This is a genomic window from Rothia nasimurium, assembly GCF_014217215.1.
Lineage (GTDB): Bacteria > Actinomycetota > Actinomycetes > Actinomycetales > Micrococcaceae > Rothia > Rothia avistercoris.
In genome coordinates, this window is sequence record NZ_CP056080.1 from 1,736,456 (window position 1) to 1,758,478 (window position 22,023).

The following is a 22,023-nucleotide window of genomic DNA, read 5'->3' on the forward strand; positions in this document are numbered from 1 at the left end:
ATTCAGCCCCGGTCTTCGACGATGAAGACCGGGGCTTAACTGTGGTGTGAGGCATCTGTTCAGCGGGGTTAGGCCGCCCACTCCAGGAAGAGGGCGGCTACTTTTTCGCCGCCGTTGGGGTCGCGGGTAATGACCATGACGGTGTCGTCGCCCGCGATGGACCCCAGCAGGGGCTCTAGCCCTGCCTGGTCAATAGCTGAGGCAAGGAACTGGGCGGCTCCCGGCGGGGTACGCAGGATGACCAGGTTGGCTGAGGCCTCGGCAGTCACGAGCAGTTCTTTAAAGAGGGAAACGAGGCGGGCATCGGGGCCTTCCTGGGTGCTACGACGGACGGGGCGGTTAGGCACGGCGTAAATCAGCCCCGACTTTTCGTCGCGCACGCGCTCGGCGCCAATTTCCACCAGGTCGCGGGAGAGGGTCGCCTGGGTGACTTTGAGCCCGTCGTCGGTGAGCAGCTGGGCTAGTTCGGCCTGCGAGCGCACGCGATGGGTTTGGAGCACCTCGATGATGCGGGCTTGCCGCGCGGTTTTGGTGGAGGGAATCGCCATTGTTTCTTCTCTTTTTCTGGTCGGTTTAGCTAAGAGCGGTGCGGACGTCGGTGGCTAGGTTGGACTCGGCGAGCAGGAAGGCCATGAGGGCTTTTTGGGCGTGGAGGCGGTTTTCTGCTTCGTCGAAGACGACGGAGGCGGGCCCGTCGATGACGTTGGCGGTGACTTCGTAGCCGCGGTAGGCGGGGAGGCAGTGGAGGAAGATAGCGCTGGAATCAGCCTTGTTCATAGCCTCGGTGTTGACGGTGTAGGGCTTGAAGACCTGGGCGCGGGCTTCTTTTTCGTCCTCTTGGCCCATGGAGACCCAGGTGTCGGTGATGACGACGTCGGCACCGGCCAGGGCCTGGTCGGGGTCGGTGGTGGCCAGGATTGAGCCGCCGGTTTCGGCTGCTCGCTGCTGGGCTTCTGCGACGACGGATTCGGCGGGGAGGTAGCCCTCGGGGCCAGCTATACGAACGTGCATACCCGCGGTGGCGCCACCGAGCAGGTAGGAGTTGGCCATGTTGTTGGCGGCATCGCCCAGGTAAACCATGGTGAGGCCGGTCAGCTTGCCCTTGTGCTCGCGGATGGTGAGCAGGTCGGCGAGGATCTGGCAGGGGTGGTAGTCGTCGGAGAGGGCGTTAATGACGGGCACGCGGGAGTGCTCAGCCATCTCCTCGAGCCCCGCCTGGGCGTAGGTGCGCCAGACGATGGTGGAGACCATGCGGGAGATAACCTTGGCGGTATCTGAGATGGTTTCCTTGTGGCCAAGCTGGGCTTCACCGGGGTTAACGATCAGGGGGTTGCCGCCGAGTTCTGCGATACCTGTGTGGAAGGAGAAGCGGGTGCGGGTCGAGGTTTTATCAAAGATGACGGCTGCGGTCTGGGGGCCCGCCAGGGGCTTGTAGCCGTAACGGTCCGCCTTCATGGAGGCAGCCAAATCGAGCACCTGCGCCTGCTCGGCGGGGGTGAGGTCGGTGTCTTTGAGGAAGTGGCGGACCACGGTTTTCTCCTAGGGGTAGGGGCAGCGTTTCAGCTGACCTTTCATTATATGCATAGTTACTGATAGTTATGCAGTATGTGAATAGATGGATAGAAGTACACGTCGCGGACGCCCTTCTGCCGACTAACCTTCTCACAGGCTCGCTAGCGCTCGCATGTGATTCATGCCAGCCCCAGCCAGTCGGCGTACAGGGCGTCCGCGACGTGCATCTGCATTTCCATCTGCATTTACTTCTGTCGCGCCTCAGCCAGAATCGCGGGGAAGGCGACCGTGAACTCTGCTAGTTCGGTGTCGGTGATAGTGAGGGCGGGGGCGATGCGGACGGTTCGAGCGTCCGGGGCATTGACGATGAAGCCGGCTGCCCGGGCGGCGGTCACGAAGGCTGGTGCCAGGGGTGCACCGGAGTCGGTGGTCTCGTCGGTGAGGACGATGCCGATGAGTAGCCCCGCTCCCCTGGTTTCTGCTACGCCGTCTAGTTCTTCGATAGCGGCTCTGAAGGTTGAGCCTCGTTGGGCGGCGGAGTCAAGTAGATGTTCAGCCTCGATGGTTTCGAGGGTTGCGGTGGCCGCTGCGGTGGCCAGGGGGTTGCCGCCGAAGGTTGTGCCGTGCATGCCTGCTTCGAGGGTGCGGGCGTTGTCGTCGCCGACCACGATCATAGCGCCGATGGGGAAGCCTCCACCCAGGCCCTTGGCGAGGGTGATGGCGTCGGGCAGGTTGTCGCCGGTTAGTTCACGGGAGTGTTCGAACCAGCGGCCGGTGCGACCCATGCCGGTTTGGACTTCGTCCACGATGAGCAGGGCGCCGCGAGCACGGGTGAGTTCGCGGGCGCGGGTGAGGTAGCCTGCGGGCAGGGGCAGGACGCCGGCTTCCCCCTGGATGGGTTCAACGATAAGGGCCGCGACATCGTCGGTGAGGTTTTCTTCCAGGGCTTCGAGGGTGTCCGGAATGTGTTTGATGCCGGTTGGGAGGGGTTCGAAGGGCTGGCGGTAGGCGGGTTTCCAGGTGAGGGACAGGGCACCGATGGTGCGCCCGTGGAAGCCGTGGGCCAGGGCTAAGATGGTGCCTTTACCGTGGAGGTTGCCATGGCGGCGGGCGAGTTTGTAGGCGGCTTCGTTGGCTTCGGTGCCGGAGTTGCAGAAGAAGACCCGGCCCGAGTCGGTGCCCAGGTAGTCCAGCAGGCGGTGGGCCAGGGAGATCTGTTGGGGGCTGGTGAAGAAGTTGGAGACGTGGGCCAGGGTTGCGGCCTGCTCGCTGACGGCTTTTACCCAGGCGGGGTGGGCATGGCCAAGAGCGTTGACGGCGATACCGCCGAGTAGGTCAAGGTAGGTGGTCCCGTCGGCGTCCGTCACGCGTGATCCCTGCCCCGAAACCAGCACCAGGGAGGGGTCGCCAAAGACCCCCAGGAGGTCGTTCCGGTAGTCGGCTAGGAGGTTTTCTTGTGTCATGGGTAGTCCTAATAAGTCACCGGCTTGACCTGGAAGTCAGGGGCCGGGTGGTGCCAGGGGGTGTCGTCGACGTGGTCGGGGGTGAGCTGGGTGCCGATGCCGCGGTCGGTGAAGATTTCGAGCAGGGGCGAGTGGGCGAGGCGTCCGTCGACGATGGAGGCTCTGGGCACGCCCTGTTCTACGGCCTGCAGGCAGGCGCTCATTTTTGGGATCATGCCGGAGACCAGGCTGGGGAGCATCTCGCGTAGTTCGCTGACGGTGAGGGATGAGATGAGGGAGTCTTTGTCGGGCCAGTTGGCGTAGAGGCCTTCGACGTCGGTGAGGACGACGAGTTTTTCGGCTCCGAGGGCGGCGGCGACGGCTGCGGCGGCGGTATCTGCGTTGACGTTGAGGATTTCTCCGGTGAGCCCGGCAAGCCCGTGGTTGTGTTCGGGGTACTTTTCGGGATCGTGCATTTCGGGGGCGACGGAGGAGATGACGGGGATTTTGCCGGCCTGGATCATGGACATGATGGCGGTGGTGTTCACGCCGACCACTTCACCGACAAGGCCGAGGTCGACTTCTTGGCCGTCCACCACGGTGCCGATGCGGCGGGCGCGTAGGAGCCCGCCGTCCTCGCCGCTCATGGCGACGGCGAAGGGGCCGTGGGCGTTGATGAGGGAGACGAGTTCGCGGGCTACTTGGCCGGTGAGTACCATGCGGACGACGTCCATGGCTTCGGGGGTGGTGTAGCGCAGGCCGCCGCGGAACTCGCTTTCGATGCCGAGTTTGGTGAGCATGGCGGTGATTTGGGGGCCGCCGCCGTGCACGACGACGGGGCAGATGCCGATGGTTCGTAAGAAGACCATGTCTTCGGCGAAGGCGGCACGCAGTTCCTCGGAGATCATGGCGTTACCCCCGTATTTGAAGACCATGACTTTGCCCCGGAACTGTTGGATCCAGGGTAGGGCTTCCATGAGGGTTTTGGCTTTTTGCTGGGCGGTGTCGAAGCGGGTGTGGGCGTTTTTTTGCTCTGCCATGGGGATCTTTCGGTTAGCTGGAGTAGGCCGAGTTTTCGTGGACGTAGTCGTGGGTGAGGTCGTTGGTCCAGATGGTGGCTTCGTGCTGGCCTGCGCCCAGGTCGATGTCGACGGTTACTTTGCGGTCTGCGGCGAGGTTAACGAGGGAGCGGTCTTGGCCGATGCCGCCGCCGGTGCAGACCTGTACGCCGTTGATCGTGACGTTGACGTTTTCGGGGTCGAAGGTGGCTGAGGTGGTGCCGACTTCGGAGAGGATGCGACCCCAGTTGGGGTCGTTGCCGAAGATGGCGGTTTTGAAGAGGTTGGAGCGGGATACTGCCCGGGAGACTTCTTCGGCGTCTGCTTCGCTGGCGGCACCCAGGGTGCGCACGTGGATGTCGTGGCTGGCGCCCTCGGCGTCCCCAATGAGTTGCAGGGCGAGGTCCTGGCAGACCTTGGTGAGTGCTTCGGTAAAGACGCCCAGGTCGGGTTCGATATCGGAGGCGCCGGAGCTCATGAGGATAACGGTGTCGTTGGTCGACATGCAGCCGTCGGAGTCGGCCCGGTTGAAGCTCAGACGCACGGCCTCGCGCAGGGCGGTATCGAGGTTATCGGGTGAGATGAGAGCGTCGGTGGTAATGACCACCAGCATGGTTGCCAGTCCCGGGGCCAGCATGCCTGCGCCCTTGGCCATACCGCCGATGAGGTAGGCGCCGCCCTCTTCGATTTCCACACCGATAGCGGCCTGCTTTGAGACGGTATCGGTGGTCATGATGGCTTCAGCCGCCGCCAGCGAAGAGCCAGAGCTTACTCCCAGGGAGGCTGCGGCGTCCTTTGCACCCGCGGTGAGCTTGTCCATGGGCAGGCGCTCGCCGATGAGGCCGGTGGAGCACACCAGCACGTCGCCGGCTGAGACGCCGAGCAGGTCGGCAACGAGTTCAGCAGATTCGTGTGTGTCTTGGAAGCCGGGGGCACCGGTGCAGGCGTTGGCACCGCCAGAGTTGAGCAGGACGGCGTCGGCCCGGCCGTCGCTGATGACCTGCTGGCTCCAGAGCACAGGGGCTGCGGCGAAGCGGTTGCTGGTAAAGACAGCGGCAGCGTGCTTGACGGGCCCGTCGTTGACGACCAGGGCGATGTCCTTTTTGCCCTCGACAGCGCTGATTCCGGCGCGGACGCCCGCGGCACGGAAGCCCCGGGGGAAGGTGACGCCCTGGGTGGTGATGCCTTCGATCTGGTGGATAGTGTCGGTCACGGTGTGAGTCCTTCCTGGAGCAGACCTGCGTTTTCGGGGAGCCCGAGGGCAATGTTCATGGATTGGATGGCACCGCCGGCGGTGCCCTTGGCTAGGTTATCGATGACGCTGGTGACGATCACGCGCCCGGCGTGTGCATCGAAGGCCAGCTGCATTTCGGCATGGTTGGAGCCCTGTACGCTCTTGGTGGTGGGCCACTGCCCTTCGGGGAGCAGGTGTACGAACTTTTCGTCGGTGTAGGCCTGTTGCCAGGCTTCTCGGAGCTGGGCTTCAGTCACGCCGGGGCGGATGCGCGCGGTTGCGGTAGCGAGGATGCCGCGGGGCATGGGGGCGAGGGTAGGTGTAAAGGAAATCTGCACCTGCTCCCCCGCGATGTGGGTGAGCTTCTCTTCGATTTCGGGGGTGTGCCGGTGGGAGCCACCGACCCCGTAGGGGCTCATTCCGCCCATGACCTCGGCAGAAAGCAGGTGGGGCTTGAGGCTCTTCCCTGCCCCTGAGGTACCTGAAGCAGCAACGATGACCACATCGGTGGGTTCGAGCAGGCCGGCGGCAAAACCGGGAGCTAGAGCCAGGATGGACGCCGTGGGGTAGCACCCGGGCACCGCAACCCGTTTGGTGCCCACGAGATAATCGCGCTGTTTGCCGGTGGCGGTGGGCAGCTCGGGTAGGCCGTAGGGCCAGGTGCCGGAGTGTGCAGAACCGTAGAACTTTTCCCAGGCGTCCGCGCTGTCAAGGCGGTGGTCTGCCCCAGCATCGATGACCAGGGTGTTCTCGGGTAGCTGGGCTGCGATCTCGGCGCTGGCGCCGTGGGGTAGGGCCATGAAGACAACATCGTGCCCGCTCAGGGCCTCGGCGGTGGTGTCGGCAACGACCAGGTCGGCGTAGGCACGAAGGTGGAGGGCGAGGTCACCCAGGCGGGAACCAGCGGACGAGTGCGCGGCCACGGTTTTCACCTCAACGTGGGGGTGGGTTGCCAGTAGGCGCAAAATCTCGCCACCGGCGTACCCGGTGGCTCCTGTGACAGCTACGGTAATAGTCATAGCACTATATTTGCATGTTTTTGCATAACGGTAAATATTTATGCACTACGTTTCGCAATGTGAACCATCAGGCGCCAAGCCGGCCACGCACGTCCGCTCGCCCCCATCCCCCGCAAGGGGACCTGAAAGCCAAAAAGGGACCGCATAATTTGCGGTCCCTTTTTGAAAATGCGGTCCCCTTAGTTGTGAAGGTGAGGGGGACCAGCTCAACCTAGTCGAGCACCTCAGTACTCTTGCGCTTGCGAATCATCATGACGGTACCAGCAACACCGGCGCCAAAGACCAGAATCGCACCGGCAAGACGCAGCATGGCGCTTCGCTTCTGCGATGCAACGGTATCTTCGGTCACCGGAACCAGGCTCCCCTCATCACCGGTACGAGCCACGGTGAGGTTAGCGTCTCCGGTCTGCACCAGCAGGGCATCAACGGTCTCGGGGAAGTCAGCGCTGACGGTGCCGGTCTGGGAGCCGCGGAACTCCACGGTAGAGCCCGGGTTAACCTGTGCCGGGTCGGCAATATCAGAGATGAAGGTTTTACCGGTCATAGCGGTGTTATCGGGCAGAATGCCGGTGTAGATGGCAACGTTCTTATCACCCTGCAGGTCGCTAGTGACCTTCTCAAAGGTGCCAGTCATCACCCAGGTGCGCCCCTCGTAGCCCTCGTTAGCGCGGGCCTCGTTGAAGGTGCGAATACCGCCAATCAGCAGAATAATCGCGAAGATTGACGCGAGAATCATGATGCCGGCAGCTGCCAGTTTGGGGCCGAGCGGGCCGCGGGGTTCCTCGTAGTCTTCTTCCTCTTCTGCGAAGGTGAAGAAGTCGTTGGTGCGGTCATCTTCGTCGAAGTTGTCGTGGTCTTCGAGGTAGCGCTGATCGCTCACGGTGCATCTCCAGAGGTTGTATGTGATTGCCTATACAAAGGCGGAAGTCCATTCTACCGCGTCAGCTCCCAAAAGGCTTATCTGTCTCACCGACCGCCCAGCCTTTTCAGCGCCACCACCCAGAAAACTGGCTCTCTTCGCTCAAGCACCTACCCGGCAGGCCAGTTACACAGAAAAAGCCCGGCGGACGCGCGTCCGCCGGGCTCTACCCGAATCTGGGGTTTGTGCGGGCCTTAGGCTCGCTGAACCGCGCCGAAGCGTTCGGCGGCCAGGGCTACACCGGCCTCACGGGCCTCAGAGGCCTCATCAGCGGTCAGGGTGCGGTCGGTGGCGCGGAAGCGCAGGGCAAAAGCCAGTGACTTCTTGCCCTCTTCGATACCGGTGCCGCGGTAGTCGTCAAAGACGCGGACGTCCTCGAGCAGCTCCCCTGCGCCCTCAGCCAGGGTAGCGGCAAGGTCAGCGGCAGGAACTGCGGCATCGACGACCAGGGCGACGTCCTGGTTGGCAGCCGGGTAGCCGGAGATACCGGTGGCCTGCACTGCCTCGCCTGCCTCAGCGATCAGGGCGGTGAAGTTGAGCTCGAAGGCGCTGGTGCGCTCGGGCAGGTTGAGCTTAGCCAGCAGCTTGGGGTGCAGTTCACCGGCGTAGGCGATGACGTCACCGGCATCGTTCTTGAGCACGGCGGTACGGCCGGGGTGGAAGGCCTGGTGCTCGCCATTGGCAACGGTGAGCTTCACGCCAGCGGCATCGGCAACCAGGAGCACGGAGTCGAGGGCATCGCGCCAGTCAAAGGCACGGGCGGTTGCCCCCGGGGTTTCATCGTGCTCAGCACCCGAGAAGAGGCCGGCGATGTGGCGGGGCTGGTCGGGAATACCGGCATTCAGGTCGGCCAGAACCTCGTCGGCGGGCTTGACGCCCAGGCCGGGAATTGAGGCTGACCCCAGCTGGGTGCCGGGAATAAAGACAGAACCGGTCTCGTAGATGGCCAGGTTCTTGAAGCCGCGGGAGAGGTTGCGGGAGAGTACCTCGGTCAGACCCGGCAGCAGGGAGCGACGCATCCAGCCCTGAGCGGACGAGATGGGGTTAGCCAGGCGGATAGAATCCACCTTTTCACCGGCGACAGGGGACGCCCAGAGATTGTTATCTTCGTCAGAGACGAAGGGGTAGGCAAAGACCTCGGTCAGGCCCGATGCTGCCAGGGCGTTCAGAGCCCGGCGGCGCAGGGTCTGCTCGACGGTGTAGCCGCGGCCGGGAGGGGCCACGGGCAGGGTCGAGGGAATCTTATCGTAGCCCACCAGGCGGGCAACTTCCTCGGTCAAATCTTCCTTGGCACCCAGGTCGGTGCGCCATGAGGGCACGGTAACCTCGTAGGAACCCTCGGCCACCTCAACGCTGGCGCCAATCTGCCCCAGAGAGCCAACAATCTGCTCTTCGGTGTAGTCAATGCCAATGCGGCCTGCGGTGTAGTCGGCGGGCAGGGAGATGACGGTGGGCTCGAAGCTGCCACCGGCGTCCGTCACGCCCTCATCGACGGTTGCGCCTGCCAGCTCTACCAGCAGGTCAACGGCGCGCTGGGCGGCAGCAGCCTGAATCTGGGGGTCAACGCCGCGCTCAAAACGCTTGGACGCCTCAGATGAGAGCTTGTGGCGGCGGGCGGTGCGGGCGATGGAGACCTCGTCGAAACGGGCTGCCTCAATGACGATACGGGTGGTTGAATCAGAGACCTCGGTGGAAGCTCCGCCCATCACACCTGCCAGGCCGATGGGGCCGGACTCGTCGGTAATCAGCAGGTCTTCGATGTTGAGCTCGCGCTCCTTCTCGTCCAGGGTGGTGAGCTTCTCGCCAGCTTCGGCACGACGCACGGTGATGCCGCCTGCCAGCTTGTCTGCATCGTAGAAGTGCAGGGGCTGGCCGGTTTCGAGCATGACGTAGTTCGAGATATCAACCGGCAGGGAGACAGAGCGGACGCCCGCAAGGCGCAGGCGGGAGGACATCCAAGTGGGGACGGGGGCAGTTGCGTCGACGCCGCTAACAGAGCGGGCAACGAAGCGGGTGGCGCCGTCCTTACCGTGAATGGGTGCTGAGTCGGTCAGGGTGACAGGCAGACCCGCGCTGTTGGCAGCGGGCGCCTTGGCGGCCAGGTCGAGGACGAAGTCGTCGAAGTCGTTGCCGGTAGCATGGCAGTATTCGCGGGCGATACCGCGAATGGAGAAGCCGTAGCCGCGGTCGGGGGTTACGTTAACTTCAGCGGCTTCGTCGTAGAGGCCCAGCAGCTCCATAGCGTCGGTGCCGACCTCGGGGTCAAGCCCCAAGGTGGAGAGCACCAGAATGCCGCCGTGGTCCTCACCGATACCGAGCTCCTTGACAGAGGCGATCATGCCAGCTGACTTGTGGCCGTAGGTCTTGCGGGCGGTAATAGCGAAGCCGCCGGGCAGTACAGCGCCGGGCAGGGTGACAACGACCTTATCCCCGGGCTTGAAGTTGTGGGCGCCGCAGATAATGCCCTGCACGCCGGACTCTTCAATGCCCTTACCGGTCAGGGTCTGCTTCTGCCCCTCGGGCACAACGCGCACCTGGCACCAGTTAACGGTCTTACCGTTGGAGTGGGTTTCGGGCTCCATCGAGAGCACCTGACCCACCACGATGGGGCCAGTCAGCTCATCGGTCGGGCGGTGAACATCTTCTTCTTCAAGGCCAACCTTGACCAGGGTAGCCATAACATCTTCGGCACTTGCGTCGGCCGGAACGGGTGCGTATTCACGCAGCCAGGAAAGGGGTACGCGCATGGGTTAGATCTCCATCTTGAACTGCTGTGAGAAACGGACGTCGCCTTCAATCATGTCGCGCATATCCTGCACGCCGTTGCGGAACATGAGGGTACGTTCGATGCCCATACCAAAAGCGAAACCTGAGTAAACTTCGGGGTCAACACCGGCTGCTCGCAGCACGTTGGGGTTGACCATGCCGCAGCCGCCCCACTCAATCCAGCGGGGGCCGCCCTTGGCGTCCGGGTGCCAGACGTCCAGCTCGGCCGAGGGCTCAGTGAAGGGGAAGTAGTTGGGGCGCAGACGAATCTTTGCCTCTTCACCGAACATGGCACGGGCCATGTGCTCCAGGGTGCCCTTGAGGTCGGCCATAGTCAGGCCCTTATCGACGGCTAGGCCCTCAATCTGGTGGAAGACCGGGGTGTGGGTGGCATCGAGCTCGTCGGTGCGGTAGACCTGGCCGGGGCAGACCACATACAGGGGTAGGTCACGAGACAGCAGGGAACGCATCTGCACCGGTGAGGTGTGAGTGCGCAGCATCAGGTGGGCGCTAGTAGGCTCCACGAAGAAGGTATCCTGCAGTTCACGCGCCGGGTGGTCAGGCTTGAAATTCAGCGAATCAAAGTTGTACCACTCTGACTCAAGTTCGGGGCCGTCGGCAATCTCCCAGCCCATGCCCACAAAGATATCGCACATCTGCTCCTGCAGGACGCTGATGGGGTGGCGGCCACCGATACGGCGGCGGGGAGTGTGGGCAGTGACGTCCACAGCCTCTTCAACCAGAATGCGAGCGTCGCGCTCTTCTTCCAGCTCAGCGTTACGGGCCTCAAGAGCCTTAGTCAGGCGTCCGCGCGCCTGGCCCATGAGCTTACCCACCTCAGCCTTGTGCTCCTTACGCAGATCACGCATCTGCTTATTAGCCAGGGTGAAGCCAGCCTTATCGCCGGTGAAATCCAGGCGCACGCGCTTAAGTTCTTCGAAGTCAGCGGTTTTTTCAGCGATTTCCTTCTGCGCACGCTCAAACTCGGCGGTGAAGGCTTCGCGGACGGTCGCCAGACCGTTCTCGGGGTCTTTTTCTAGAATGGCGCGAATGTTAGCCAGCACCTGGAAGGGTGTGGGGTTCTCAGGCACCTCGGGCAAAGAATCAGTCATCTGCACTTCTCTTCACATTGTGGGCGAAACGGGCGCTTACCGCGCCCAGGGCATCAAGACAATAGTTTAGTGCAAATACCGACCGGGCGCTGTGGCTGTCTAGCTAGTGAACGATGCGAATCTAGTGAGAAAAGACTTACCGGAAGGTGAAGCAGGATCGCGCTCGCTGCCGACCCTCTCGCTGGTTCGCTAACGCTCACAAGCGATTCACGCCAGCCGCCGAGCCAGCAGCTTCGCTGCGAGCCTGCTTCACCTTACCCTCTCGAAGAAAACCCGAGCGCTAGGAGTGAAGGTTAGGGCAAGCCAGGTCAGGTTGGCTAGGGACCACACCAGGAACCCGGTTATAGCCATTGGGCCGACAGCAGGGGGCGTAACCCAGATAAGTGAAAGAAGCGAAACAGTGCTGATGATGGTACAGACAAGCCCGAGCAGGTTAGCGGCTCCTGCTTTTTGCCAGGTACCAGTGCGGCGGATAACCCAGATATAGAGCAAAGAGGTGAGGGCGATTGAAATAACAGCACTCACGATTCCTCGTGTACCGCTGATATCAAGGGAAGTAACCGTTAGCGTCAGGTAAGCGATACCCGACAGCACTAAAATGCCCTGCATTACTCGGATAACCGTGGGCACCTCTCCCCTACTAAAGGCCAGTTGCTGTTTCTCTTTGTCTTTCATAAATCATCAGCCTCCTTTCTTTCAGGGTAGTGACCAGCCGGCCACGGTTCAAGATTATGAAGCTCGCACAGAAATGGACCCTCCGGATCAACCGGAGGGCCCATCACAGCTTGAAGATAAGGTCTAGCGCAAGATTGAAGCAACGGACTTATTCGATACCGCAACAATCCAGACGATGGCCAGAACCAGCCACAGAACGCAGAGTGCAACAACAATAATCGAAATATAGATTGAGCCCAGCGCCGAGGTTGCGGGTGTCAGCACGTAACTTAGCACCTGCACCAGCAGGTAAACAACAGCTGTAGCTAAGAGAATGACCTGTGAGCGCTTGTGCTTCTGCTCAGCGTCGGGAGCTACCGGCTGCTGCCCAAATTCGGGCTAACCGCCCATATACATGGCTTGGGTATCGTTCGGCGCGGAGTAATCATTAGTTCCGTAGGGTGTCTGCAACATGTCTAAACCTCCATGTAAAAGATGTGTTGCGTACTACACATCACACCGGAGATAAAAGTCAGACACCTTATATTCTCACTGGGGCAGGTTCTATTACGCTTCGCTACAGGTTAGGCGGCGCGGACGCCCGCCAGCAGCTCCTCGACAATAGGAAAGTCAGCGGGAATCCAGGGCAGCTCCAGCACCGTGGCATCAAGCTGGACCCAGCGTAACTCAGCGTGGTCTTGCAGGGCGGTGGCGCGTCCGTCCGTAATTTCTGCAAACCAAACCCGCATAGCGGCCTTCTCGTTCAGCACCCAGCCCTGGGGGTGGGGGCCGGTGATTTCAGTACCGAGCCGGGCGGTGATGCCAAGCTCTTCGCGGAGTTCACGCAGCAGGGCCTCCTCGCATGCTTCGCCGGGTTCGACCTTACCGCCGGGGAACTCCCACAGGCCCGCGAGCGCGGGCGGGGCTGAGCGCTGGCCGACCAGCAGGCGGGTGGGAGTAGCCAGGGAATCGACGATGGCAGCCCCGACCACCTGCACCGGGTAGACGGTGTTGGTGTGCTCCCCCACTAGTCGCCCTTGCGGTTCTGGGCCAGGGATGAGGCGAAGAGGCAGACGCCAGCTGCCATGCCGACGTTCAGCGATTCGGCGGCACCGCGCAGGGGCACGGCCACGCGCAGGGAGGCGGCGGCTTTTTCTTCGTCACTTAGACCCGCAGCCTCGTTTCCGAAGAGCCACATGGTGGGCTTGGCCAGGTCGTACTTAACCTTCTTGCGGGGTTCGACGCCGTTGCGCAGGGCGAAGGCGGCGTCCTGGAGGTCGTCGAGGGAGACTCGACCGTAGCCGTCCGCTGCGAGCACGCCGATGCCCTGGGCCTTGGCGTCTTCGGCGAAGTCTTCGAGGTCGATGCCCTGGAGAACGGGCACGTGGAAGAGGGAGCCTGCGGTGGAGCGCACTGCCTTGGGGTTGTAGAGGTCAACTGCGCCCTTGGTGGTGACGATGAGGTCAGCGCCGGCGGCGTCGGCGGCACGCAGGATGGTGCCTGCGTTGCCGGGGTCCTGAACACGGGCAAGGACGGCGATGAGCTTGGGGTTGATGGCGCCCTCGCCCCAGATGTCGGAGGGAGCGATGTCGTTCTGGAAGGCAACGGCAATGATGCCCTGGGGGCTGACGGACTCTGCCATGGCGGCGAGGACGGGCTCGGTCACCATGCGCATGAAGACCTTGCGGCCGGGCTCGGGGGTGGGGGTGCCGTGGACGCCTTCGAGCAGGTCAACGATGTCGGGGTGACGGTCGAAGGCACGCTCGGTGATGTAGACGGCGTCGAGCAGGGGCTTGGTCTGGTGGGCTTTGAGGGCTTCGCGGACGGCCTGCGGCCCCTCGACCAGGAAGTGCCCGGTCTTGGTGCGGGCTGCCCGGGTGGCAAGCTTGGCGATGTCTTTGACGCGGTCTGCCTGGGGGTTTTCCATGACGACGGGGGTGCTGAGGCGTTCTTTGAAGTCCATAGGGTCTATTGTCTCACGGCTAGTTTGCTGGCCAGTCAGATTGTGGGGAAGGACGCTGTGGGGCGGGTTTGCTCTTGTTAGAAAGTGGGTGCGGGGACACAGACAGAGTTAGCTGTGCTTGGTAAGGTAGTAGACACGAAACCTGTATTTTTCGCGCCCTTTTCTGGTCAACGTCGCCCAGCTATCAGGTTGATGGTAAGGAGTTATCTTGAAAACTGATCTTGAAAAGTATGTTCAGATTTTTGAGCAGTTCCTTTGCCATGCCCACAATGAGGGTTTGTCTTCTGTGAATCATTTAAAGTTGATGAAGCTTGTGTGGGCTGCTGACCGTTTTCACCTGCGTCAGTTTGGCCGGACTGTTACTGGCGATACCTATGTTGCGATGAAGAATGGCCCTGTGGCTTCTGAGGGGCTTGATGTTATTCGTGAATCTGGCACCGGGTATTCGTTGCTTTCCCCGGATCAGCGTCAGTTTGTTGAAGAATTTATTGACTTCACGAATCATGAGGTTTCGCTGAAGTCTTCATGCGGTGACGATTTGTTGTCGCCCTCTGAGAAAATGATGATTCAGAAGTCGTGGGAGACTTTTAAGGGCTTTGACCCCTTCTATTTGGCGAATTCGATTACCCATCAGTACCCGGAGTGGTCGAAGTTTGAAGGTTTTTTCGAGCTTCAGCCTAAGAGCCGCCGGGCAATGTCTCTTGAGGATTTCTTTTTGAACCCTGAGAGCGACTCTTTTTTTGCACAGGATGAACAGACTCTAGAAGCTGCCCACGATATTTTTGTTTTAGATCATTCTTAGCTAGCAACCGCGTAAGTAGTCGTTTGGTGGGAGCTTGCTGTGCTTGAGAAGAATCTTGATTTATGGGCGTTGTCTGTTCGTGTAGGCGCCGTCTTTAAGTTTCGTGGCGAAAAGCCCTTTCCTGCGAACCGCGAGGTGGGCCATCATTTCATTGTTGTAGGTGTTGATGAGAAACGCCAGCAGTTGTACTACGTGGTAAATGGTAGTTCTAAGGTGTCACGTTGGAAGGCGAATATTCATAGAACTTTAGGGGCGTTTCCTGGTGTTCGCCCGGAAGATACCTATGTGGTTATTCCTGGTGGTCAGACCCCGTACTTCCCTCGGGAGACAATGGTGAACTGCAATGCGGTTCATTCTTTATCGCTTGAAGATTTGAAGAGGGGAGAATTTGAGATGGTCAGCCCAAGTTATCTGGACGAGAGCAACCTGAGATTCTTGTTTCAGATTTTAAGGGCTGTGGTTGCTAGTCCCCAGGTCAGCGAGAGAGCAAAGAGGAAAGCTAAAGACCTTCTTGAGGAGAACTAGCCCGAGAAGCAAATAAATCTGTTGAAGTTCAAGGAGATAGGCCTGTTTGCTTTGCTAGCTGAGTAGTAGTCTTTTCTTAACCGTTCAGCCCGCACCACCTCTTGGAGGTGGTGGTGGGCTGGATCTCTTTAAGGCTGCGAATGGCAAGGACGCGGTGGGGTGGGGTAAGCCTGAGACAATGAAGATGGTGAGGGAACATAGGATTCCCTTTGAGGTGTCGATAGACCCGTTTTATTCCAAGGCCAAGGTGAGCATGTTGCGCCGGTCTGTTGCTCAGGTTAAAGAGAGTTAACCTCTCATGGCGTGTAGCTGCTGGCAAGGCATTGCTTACGCCCACCTGAGTTGAGGTATCAGCTTATGGGGATAACGAATTGGTAAGCGAAAAGTTATGATGTTGAGGGGTGTAGATAGTCTCGACAAGAGCACCCCCGTTCGGACAATAACTGCAAGGCGGTACATCATGGCAGATTCTGCTGATCTCAAGGAAGAGCTCCTCGTTAAATCTAAGCAACGAGTTGCCGACCACGGTGAAGTGTTTACACCTGCTCATATCGTTGAGGCCATGCTCAACCTTGTCAAAGATGAGTCTGAACGTATCGACTCACGGTTTCTGGAACCTGCCTGCGGTGAGGGCAACTTTCTGGTGCAGGTACTGCTACGAAAATTAGCAACTGTTCAGGACCGTTACGGTAAAAATGAGTTTGAACGCCGGCACTATGCTCTGCTCGGACTGATGTGCATTTACGGTATCGAGTTACTTGAAGATAACGCCCAAATTTGCCGCGAAAACCTAGCTAGTATCTTTGACGCTTTTGTCAATGACGACAGTTCCCCCGAATGGGGTGTGGCAGCTCGCAAAGTTCTTGAGGCCAATATTGTTCAAGCTGATGCTCTGACCTTACTCCGCCCAAACGGTGAAGCAATTATTTTTCCTGAGTGGGGCTATCTGACTAAGGGGAAGTTCCAGCGCCGAGATTTTTCTTTCGAGAACCTTACTAAGGGCAAGAACCTTGCTCAAGGTAATGAGCATACAGATAGTCTCTTTGGGGAGCTTGAAGCAGAGAGCATTTTTGATCCGGTACACACCCACAAGCCAATGACGGTCAAGCAGATAGCAGAACTGGACGGATAGATGACAGAAAACAATCTGTTAAGGGGCCATAACCCTGATGTTTTGACCTGCATAGCAAACCTCTCAAACGACGAGGTCTTCACTCCGCCCTCTTTAGCTATTGCCATGCTCGACCAGGTGGCTCGCGCCTGGGAGGAGCGTTTTGGTGAGGATATTTGGTCTAATCCTGATGTGAAATTTTTGGACCCTTTCACGAAGTCAGGAGTCTTCTTGCGTGAAATAACTTCACGCCTGGTAAAGGGACTCGAAGACAAAATTCCCGATGTTCAAGAGAGGGTCAATCATATTTTGACCCGCCAGGTCTACGGGATAGCGATTACTGAGGTCACGGCTCTAATAGCCCGGCGTAGTGTTTATTGTTCTAAGTGGGCCTCGAAAAAACATTCAATTTGTACTGCTTTTGAGACTGATGACGGCAATATCTGGTTTGAGCGGGTAGAGCACACTTGGGCTGGTGGGAAGAAGAAGCTCATCAGTCGCAAAAACGCTAAGACAAAGAAGTACGTCTACGTCAATAGACGCTGTTCTTTCTGTGGAGCTAACGAAGCGGAATATAGCCGAGGTGATGACTTTGAATCCCATGCCTACGCTTTTATACACACAGACGAACCTCGAACACTGATAAGAAAGATTTTTGGAGAAGATATGCAGTTTGACGTCGTGATTGGCAACCCGCCTTACCAGCTCTCAGATGGTGGGCATGGGGCCTCTGCTTCTCCTATCTACCAGCACTTTGTTGAGAAGGCTTTAGAGCTTGACCCAAAGTATGCGGTCTTTATTACCCCATCGCGGTGGTTTGCTGGTGGTAAGGGCTTAGATGAATACCGGCAAAAAATGCTATCTGATCACCGCATGAAAGCACTCGTAGACTACCCTAAACTCTATGAGGCCTTCCCCGGTGTAAAAATTCGTGGTGGTGTTTCCTACTTCCTCTGGGATAAGAATCATGACGGTAAGTGTAGCGTTCAAACTATCTGGGACGGAAAGCCCACAGGAGAGCCTATCGAGCGGTACCTTGACCAGTTTGATGTATTGGTGAGATCCAATCAGGCGGTTTCTATTCTCGAAAAGGTACAAGCCTTTGAAGAGGCAACAATGGATACACATATTTCAAGCCGAAAGCCATTTGGACTTGCAACTAACTACGTTGGTAAGTCCTCACCTCGTGGTTTAGAAGAACCACTTATGCTCTATGCAAATCAAAAAGTGATCTGGGCTGAAAAGAGCTCAATCACTGTAAATGTCGATTGGATTGACCAGTGGAAAGTCTTGATGACGAAAGTTCATGGCACCAGTGCAGCAGTTGAAACCATGTTCCTGTCGCGTCCCATCATCGCAGAGCCAGGAACAGCTTGTACTGAGACCTACCTAGTTGCTGGTCACTTCGACACTGAGGATGAGGCAAAGAGTCTAGCCTCCTACCTTAGAACCCAGTTCGCACGTTTTCTAGTTTCCTTGAGAAAGTCGACTCAAGACGCGCCAAAACATGTCTATAGCTTTGTACCTGTTCAGAGTTGGGACCGTTCTTGGACTGATGAAGATTTATTTGCCAAGTACGGGCTAACAGACGAAGAAATCTCCTATATCCGGTCGGTTGTTCTGCCTATGGAGGAAGAACTACTGTGAGTCAAAAGATTGAAACACTCCTCCCTGAAAAGCCCACAGCCCGTCTCAAGATCTATGCTTGGACACCGAATAACCCTCCTGCTGGTTATGAGGGTCTCATCAAGATTGGCCAGACCACCCAGGCCGATGTCAATGACCGCATTCGGCAGTCTCAAGGGCAAATGCAGCAGGAATATACCCTCCATATCGACGTCCTTGCTGAGCGCCAAGACGGCAGCCTCTTCAGAGATAAAGATGTTATTAACCATCTCAAAGCAAAAGGGTTCGATAACCCCGCTATTGGGTCGTCGCGTGAGTGGGTTCGCTGCACAGTTGCCGATGTATTAACAGCCATTGAGGAAATCCGTTTAGGCCAGGTCTTTTCAGATAAGCGCCACCAAACTTTTGGGCTCCGCCCCGAACAACAACGTGCCGTAGATTTTACCTACGATTACTATTTTTCCCTCTGGCACGAAGAACCCGATGTTACGCCCCGATTCCTATGGAACGCCAAAATGCGTTTCGGCAAAACATTTACCGCTTATAAGCTGGCCCAAAAAATGAATGCCCAGCGCGTTCTGGTTGTTACCTTCAAACCAGCAGTGCAGTCAGCCTGGCAAGAGGACTTAGAATCTCACATCGATTTTCAGGGATGGCAATACCTTAACGCGTCGAGAAAAGCCGCTCAGGAAGAATACGACCCATCACAGCCACTCGTATATTTTGGCTCTTTCCAAGACCTGATGGGCAGGGACAGGGCAACAGGGCTCATCAAAGCTAAAAATGAGTGGCTCCATACCATCAACTGGGACCTTGTTATTTTTGACGAGTACCATTTCGGTGCCTGGCGTGACAAAGCAAAAGAGCTTTTCGAGGGCGAAGAAGCCACTGAACAGAAAGCTGAGTTAAAAGCTGAATTTAACGAGTCACTCAAGACTTTTGACAAAGAACTAGATGAGCTGGACAACGCCGAGCAGGACTTTCTACCTATTACAACCAGGGCGTACCTTTACCTCTCAGGTACACCTTTTAAAGCTCTAACCAGTGGTGAGTTCATCGAAGAGCAAATCTTTAACTGGACCTACACAGATGAGCAGCAGGCAAAAATTGATTGGGAACAGGAGCACCCTGGCGAGTTTAACCCCTACGGTTCTCTGCCTGAAATGCGCCTGATGACCTACCAAATGCCTGACGATATTCTATCGATTGCAAGTCAAGGCGAGTTTGACGAGTTCGACCTCAACAGTTTCTTTGAAGCAACAGGCACTGGGGCTGAGGCCAGGTTCGTGCATGAATCAGATGTGCAGAAATGGTTAGACCTGATTCGTGGTGAACATGCACCAACTCAGTTAGACGCTCTCCGTTCAGGTTCGCGTCCGCCTTTCCCCTACGCCGACGTTAGACTCCTACCGTATCTACAACATTCATTCTGGTTCCTGCCTAATGTTTCAGCTTGTCATGCTATGGCTAGTCTTCTGAAGGCCAGGCACAACACCTACTGGCATGATTATCAGGTTTTGGTTGTTGCTGGTGCCGAAGCTGGGGTGGGAGTTGGGGCTTTACCGCCTGTTCGGGACGCTATAGGTGATGGTTATAGTTCTAAGACGATTACGCTATCGTGTGGGAAGCTCACCACGGGTGTGACGGTCAAGCAATGGTCTTCGATTTTAATGTTGAGGAATTTATCGAGCCCTGAAACATATTTTCAGGCTGCTTTCCGGGTTCAATCGCCGTGGTCGATTATGAATCCTGATGGTGATGATCCCAGCAGAGAAGATATCTTGAAGCCTGTAGCTTTTGTGTTTGATTTTGCTCCGACACGGGCTTTGCGTCAGATAGCTGAGTATGGTCAGAAGCTGAACCCGTCAGAGTCTAACCCTGAGAATTCGGTGGCTGAGTTGGTTAAGTTTTTGCCAGTGCTTGCCTATGACGGCGCGAAAATGACTCAGATAGATGCTGGGAGCATTCTTGATATTGCCATGGCTGGTACCTCTGCGACGCTTTTAGCTCGTAAATGGGAGTCAGCTGTTTTGGTTAATGTTGATAATGCGACGCTTCGTAGGGTCATGAATAGTGAGGCTGCTATGGAAGCTATCATGCAGATTGAGGGTTTCCGCGCCTTGGGCACTGATGTAATTGAAACTGTAGTTAATAAGAGTGACAAGGTTTCTGAGACGAAGAAGTCTAAAGGTGCTTCCTTGTCTGCACGCGAGAAGAAGAAGCTGTCTGCGGAAGAGAAAGAATACAAAGATAAGCGAAAGAAGATTCAAGAAAAGCTCATCAAGTTTGCAACTCGCATTCCTGCTTTCATGTATCTAACCGATTTCCGTGAGAATACCCTGCAGGATGTTATTTCAAGGATCGAACCGGACTTGTTTAAGACTGTTACTGGCTTGAGTGTTGCTGATTTCGAGCTACTGGTTAGTTTGAGGGTTTTCAATTCGGTGCATATGAATCAGGCAGTTTTTGCGTTCCGCCGCTATGAAGATGCCTCACTCTCGTACACCGGGATCAGAAGTCACAAAAATCTCCGACAAGTAGGGCTGTACGACACAGTAGTGGCAATTGAGGATGAGGGAAACTAGATGAAGCATTCAATTCGTTTGCGACTAGCAGTTGAGATACCAGATATACCATCACCGCCGAAGGACCAGCGCTCCTCATTCTTTATCTGGGAAACACCTGAAGAAAAAGATAAATCAATAATCTGTATTGGCGATGTATCATATCATCCGTTAATTCAATATTTAAATCAAAATAAAGATATACCCGTCGTGGGCATTCAGACCACCAACACCATAAATGACACTCCAATCAAGGAAATTTTTCCAGAGTTAAACAACGACAGGCACAACAAAGCAATAGCAGAATTAAACCTAGAGATTTCCACATATGCAACATTGAATAATTTAGAAATTGATTCAATTTTTAAAAATGTTGAATTAAAGACTTCCAGTCATTATGGAAGTGAAGTTTACCTACTCCAAGAGTTTAAGAAACCTACACAGTTAGGTGAAATCTCACATCTTATTGAGGTAGCATTAACAAACTGCATGAAGCTAATACAGCAAACTCAACTTAACTTCTATATAGTTAGACAACGCTTCGTTTCGCATTTAATAACCCCTCAGCTGCTCCCTCCTGCGTTACCAATTTCAGTAACTCAATTAAATAAAGGGTTTGAAACCTCAAGGAAGTTCACTGTTGTACCAAATAAAAAATCAAACTACCATTGGGGAGAGCGTCGCACATCTCTAAGTGAAAATGAAATTATTCATTTCAAGTCGAACATAAATAGATTATACTCTTCGTATACATCAGCATACTGGGATGCACTTAGAGAAGGAGAACTAACAGGGACAAAGTATGGACTTTACAAACCAGCCATACTTCTTTTTGCAACCGCTGCTGAAATACTTTTTAATGACATCTACTTGTTTCTGCAATGGGAAAAATCCAAGCTCCCCAGCGAAGTATCTTCTGAATGGAATAGAAGTTTCTCCCAGAGATTAGATGTTGTATACGATGCTTTGAAGATTAGCAGGGCTGACATAGACCCCTGGGAGAAGAATATTCGACAAATTAGAAATAAAATTGCCCATGCAGAATATATTCCCTCAGAAGAAGATTATACTAGTGCATTAATCTCAATTCGAGACCTGACAAAAATTATTTCAGATGCTGCAGCAAGTGTCATTTCTGAGCACCCGCTAACAGCGTTCTACATTCTTGGCGATAAGGGAGCAAAGAGCAGGGGGAAGTTCAAAATACTTCAGGAACTAGTTGTTATCCCGGCAGATGAGGCAAACGTTGAAATTCGCAAAAGGTTTAACATCTGGAAAGATTACTTTACTTCACACCGGGAATACATAAATAAAAAACCTAGATTAAGAACAAATGATTGCATACCGTCACTTCTTTTCAATCCAGCAACACATGACTTTATAGTATGTTATTACGATGAAAATTGGGGGGTGGCAAGAAAAGCAATGATTATCAGCTCTGATTTAGATGATATAAAAAAGGTGCTTTCTTCTAAAGCGGAAATGTTCCCGGAAGGTATCCATCTGCATGTACTTCAGCCCGGAGCGATAAGACCGGAAAAAGAATCAGACTGGGTTCCTATTTATCATTTTACAGAGATAGTAAATCTAACTCCAAACCATTGGGTTTCTAATCAAAATTGATATAGTTTTTAGTAAGAAAAATATTTTATCCGGCAGATTATTATGTAGATAATATTTAGTGGTTAACACCCTGGAGTATTCAGACAACTATTG

18 protein-coding genes and 1 pseudogene are annotated in these 22,023 nt (G+C 56.1%); 6 read left to right on the forward strand and 13 right to left on the reverse strand.

The features are described 5' to 3' along the window. Positions 1 to 68: 68 nt before the first annotated feature. The 13 genes and pseudogenes from HWU94_RS07875 to HWU94_RS07935 form a co-directional block, all read right to left on the reverse strand. A pseudogene (locus tag HWU94_RS07875) lies at positions 69 to 557 on the reverse strand (arginine repressor); the annotation flags it as partial. Between the two features lie 16 nt (positions 558 to 573). Further along, a complete protein-coding gene (gene argF / locus HWU94_RS07880) occupies positions 574 to 1,530 on the reverse strand; it encodes an ornithine carbamoyltransferase (protein ID WP_185173236.1) in 957 nt (318 codons plus the stop codon). A gap of 227 nt (positions 1,531 to 1,757) precedes the next feature. Beyond that, a complete protein-coding gene (locus HWU94_RS07885; protein ID WP_185173237.1) occupies positions 1,758 to 2,975 on the reverse strand; it encodes an acetylornithine transaminase in 1,218 nt (405 codons plus the stop codon). A gap of 8 nt (positions 2,976 to 2,983) precedes the next feature. Then, entirely contained in the window at positions 2,984 to 3,994 is a 1,011-nt protein-coding gene (argB, locus tag HWU94_RS07890) for an acetylglutamate kinase (RefSeq protein WP_185173238.1), read from the reverse strand. Between the two features lie 13 nt (positions 3,995 to 4,007). Continuing rightward, the gene (argJ, locus tag HWU94_RS07895) at positions 4,008 to 5,225 is read right to left on the reverse strand and encodes a bifunctional glutamate N-acetyltransferase/amino-acid acetyltransferase ArgJ (RefSeq protein ID WP_244955929.1); all 1,218 of its coding nucleotides are present in this window, start codon (positions 5,223 to 5,225) and stop codon (positions 4,008 to 4,010) included. Then, a complete protein-coding gene (gene argC, locus HWU94_RS07900) occupies positions 5,222 to 6,265 on the reverse strand; it encodes an N-acetyl-gamma-glutamyl-phosphate reductase (protein ID WP_185173239.1) in 1,044 nt (347 codons plus the stop codon). The genes argJ and argC overlap by 4 nt, the downstream gene beginning before the upstream one ends. Before the next feature lie 211 nt (positions 6,266 to 6,476). Beyond that, positions 6,477 to 7,145 (reverse strand): hypothetical protein, encoded by a 669-nt coding sequence (locus HWU94_RS07905; RefSeq protein WP_185173240.1) that lies wholly within the window; start codon positions 7,143 to 7,145, stop codon positions 6,477 to 6,479. Between the two features lie 233 nt (positions 7,146 to 7,378). Then, positions 7,379 to 9,931, reverse strand: a complete 2,553-nt coding sequence (gene pheT / locus HWU94_RS07910) for a phenylalanine--tRNA ligase subunit beta (RefSeq protein WP_185173241.1) — start codon at positions 9,929 to 9,931, stop codon at positions 7,379 to 7,381. 3 nt (positions 9,932 to 9,934) lie between these two features. Beyond that, entirely contained in the window at positions 9,935 to 11,062 is a 1,128-nt protein-coding gene (gene pheS, locus HWU94_RS07915; RefSeq protein WP_185173242.1) for a phenylalanine--tRNA ligase subunit alpha, read from the reverse strand. A 249-nt stretch (positions 11,063 to 11,311) separates the two neighbouring features. Further along, the gene (locus HWU94_RS07920) at positions 11,312 to 11,737 is read right to left on the reverse strand and encodes a hypothetical protein (RefSeq protein WP_185173243.1); all 426 of its coding nucleotides are present in this window, start codon (positions 11,735 to 11,737) and stop codon (positions 11,312 to 11,314) included. 123 nt (positions 11,738 to 11,860) lie between these two features. Then, the gene (locus tag HWU94_RS07925) at positions 11,861 to 12,001 is read right to left on the reverse strand and encodes a hypothetical protein (RefSeq protein WP_185173244.1); all 141 of its coding nucleotides are present in this window, start codon (positions 11,999 to 12,001) and stop codon (positions 11,861 to 11,863) included. A 299-nt stretch (positions 12,002 to 12,300) separates the two neighbouring features. Beyond that, positions 12,301 to 12,744, reverse strand: a complete 444-nt coding sequence (locus tag HWU94_RS07930) for a (deoxy)nucleoside triphosphate pyrophosphohydrolase (RefSeq protein ID WP_185173245.1) — start codon at positions 12,742 to 12,744, stop codon at positions 12,301 to 12,303. Then, positions 12,744 to 13,679 (reverse strand): RNA methyltransferase, encoded by a 936-nt coding sequence (locus HWU94_RS07935; RefSeq protein ID WP_185173246.1) that lies wholly within the window; start codon positions 13,677 to 13,679, stop codon positions 12,744 to 12,746. Before HWU94_RS07935 ends, HWU94_RS07930 begins: the two co-directional genes overlap by 1 nt. A gap of 208 nt (positions 13,680 to 13,887) precedes the next feature. Here HWU94_RS07935 and HWU94_RS07940 point away from each other — a divergent pair, with 208 nt between their 5' ends. From HWU94_RS07940 to HWU94_RS07965, 6 genes are all read left to right on the forward strand, one after another. Then, a complete protein-coding gene (locus tag HWU94_RS07940) occupies positions 13,888 to 14,481 on the forward strand; it encodes a Panacea domain-containing protein (RefSeq protein ID WP_185173247.1) in 594 nt (197 codons plus the stop codon). A gap of 39 nt (positions 14,482 to 14,520) precedes the next feature. Next, on the forward strand, positions 14,521 to 15,006 hold the full coding sequence (locus HWU94_RS07945) for a hypothetical protein (RefSeq protein WP_185173248.1): 486 nt from the start codon (positions 14,521 to 14,523) through the stop codon (positions 15,004 to 15,006). Positions 15,007 to 15,466: 460 nt separating this feature from the next. Then, on the forward strand, positions 15,467 to 16,138 hold the full coding sequence (locus HWU94_RS07950; RefSeq protein WP_185173249.1) for an N-6 DNA methylase: 672 nt from the start codon (positions 15,467 to 15,469) through the stop codon (positions 16,136 to 16,138). Further along, positions 16,139 to 17,764 (forward strand): Eco57I restriction-modification methylase domain-containing protein, encoded by a 1,626-nt coding sequence (locus tag HWU94_RS07955; protein ID WP_185173250.1) that lies wholly within the window; start codon positions 16,139 to 16,141, stop codon positions 17,762 to 17,764. Beyond that, on the forward strand, positions 17,761 to 20,328 hold the full coding sequence (locus HWU94_RS07960; protein WP_185173251.1) for a DEAD/DEAH box helicase family protein: 2,568 nt from the start codon (positions 17,761 to 17,763) through the stop codon (positions 20,326 to 20,328). Before HWU94_RS07955 ends, HWU94_RS07960 begins: the two co-directional genes overlap by 4 nt. Further along, positions 20,329 to 21,930, forward strand: a complete 1,602-nt coding sequence (locus HWU94_RS07965) for a hypothetical protein (RefSeq protein ID WP_185173252.1) — start codon at positions 20,329 to 20,331, stop codon at positions 21,928 to 21,930. It abuts the gene before it with no gap. The last annotated feature ends 93 nt before the right edge of the window (positions 21,931 to 22,023 follow it).

Excerpts from the sequence above, each read along its gene's own strand:
- HWU94_RS07965 (WP_185173252.1), top strand. The coding sequence starts at position 20,329 with ATGAAGCATTCAATTCGTTTGCGACTAGCAGTTGAGATACCAGATATA.
- pheT (WP_185173241.1), bottom strand. The coding sequence starts at position 9,931 with ATGCGCGTACCCCTTTCCTGGCTGCGTGAATACGCACCCGTTCCGGCC.
- HWU94_RS07950 (WP_185173249.1), top strand. The coding sequence starts at position 15,467 with ATGGCAGATTCTGCTGATCTCAAGGAAGAGCTCCTCGTTAAATCTAAG.
- pheS (WP_185173242.1), bottom strand. The coding sequence starts at position 11,062 with ATGACTGATTCTTTGCCCGAGGTGCCTGAGAACCCCACACCCTTCCAG.
- HWU94_RS07935 (WP_185173246.1), bottom strand. The coding sequence starts at position 13,679 with ATGGACTTCAAAGAACGCCTCAGCACCCCCGTCGTCATGGAAAACCCC.
- HWU94_RS07920 (WP_185173243.1), bottom strand. The coding sequence starts at position 11,737 with ATGAAAGACAAAGAGAAACAGCAACTGGCCTTTAGTAGGGGAGAGGTG.
- HWU94_RS07955 (WP_185173250.1), top strand. The coding sequence starts at position 16,139 with ATGACAGAAAACAATCTGTTAAGGGGCCATAACCCTGATGTTTTGACC.
- argB (WP_185173238.1), bottom strand. The coding sequence starts at position 3,994 with ATGGCAGAGCAAAAAAACGCCCACACCCGCTTCGACACCGCCCAGCAA.
- HWU94_RS07885 (WP_185173237.1), bottom strand. The coding sequence starts at position 2,975 with ATGACACAAGAAAACCTCCTAGCCGACTACCGGAACGACCTCCTGGGG.
- argC (WP_185173239.1), bottom strand. The coding sequence starts at position 6,265 with ATGACTATTACCGTAGCTGTCACAGGAGCCACCGGGTACGCCGGTGGC.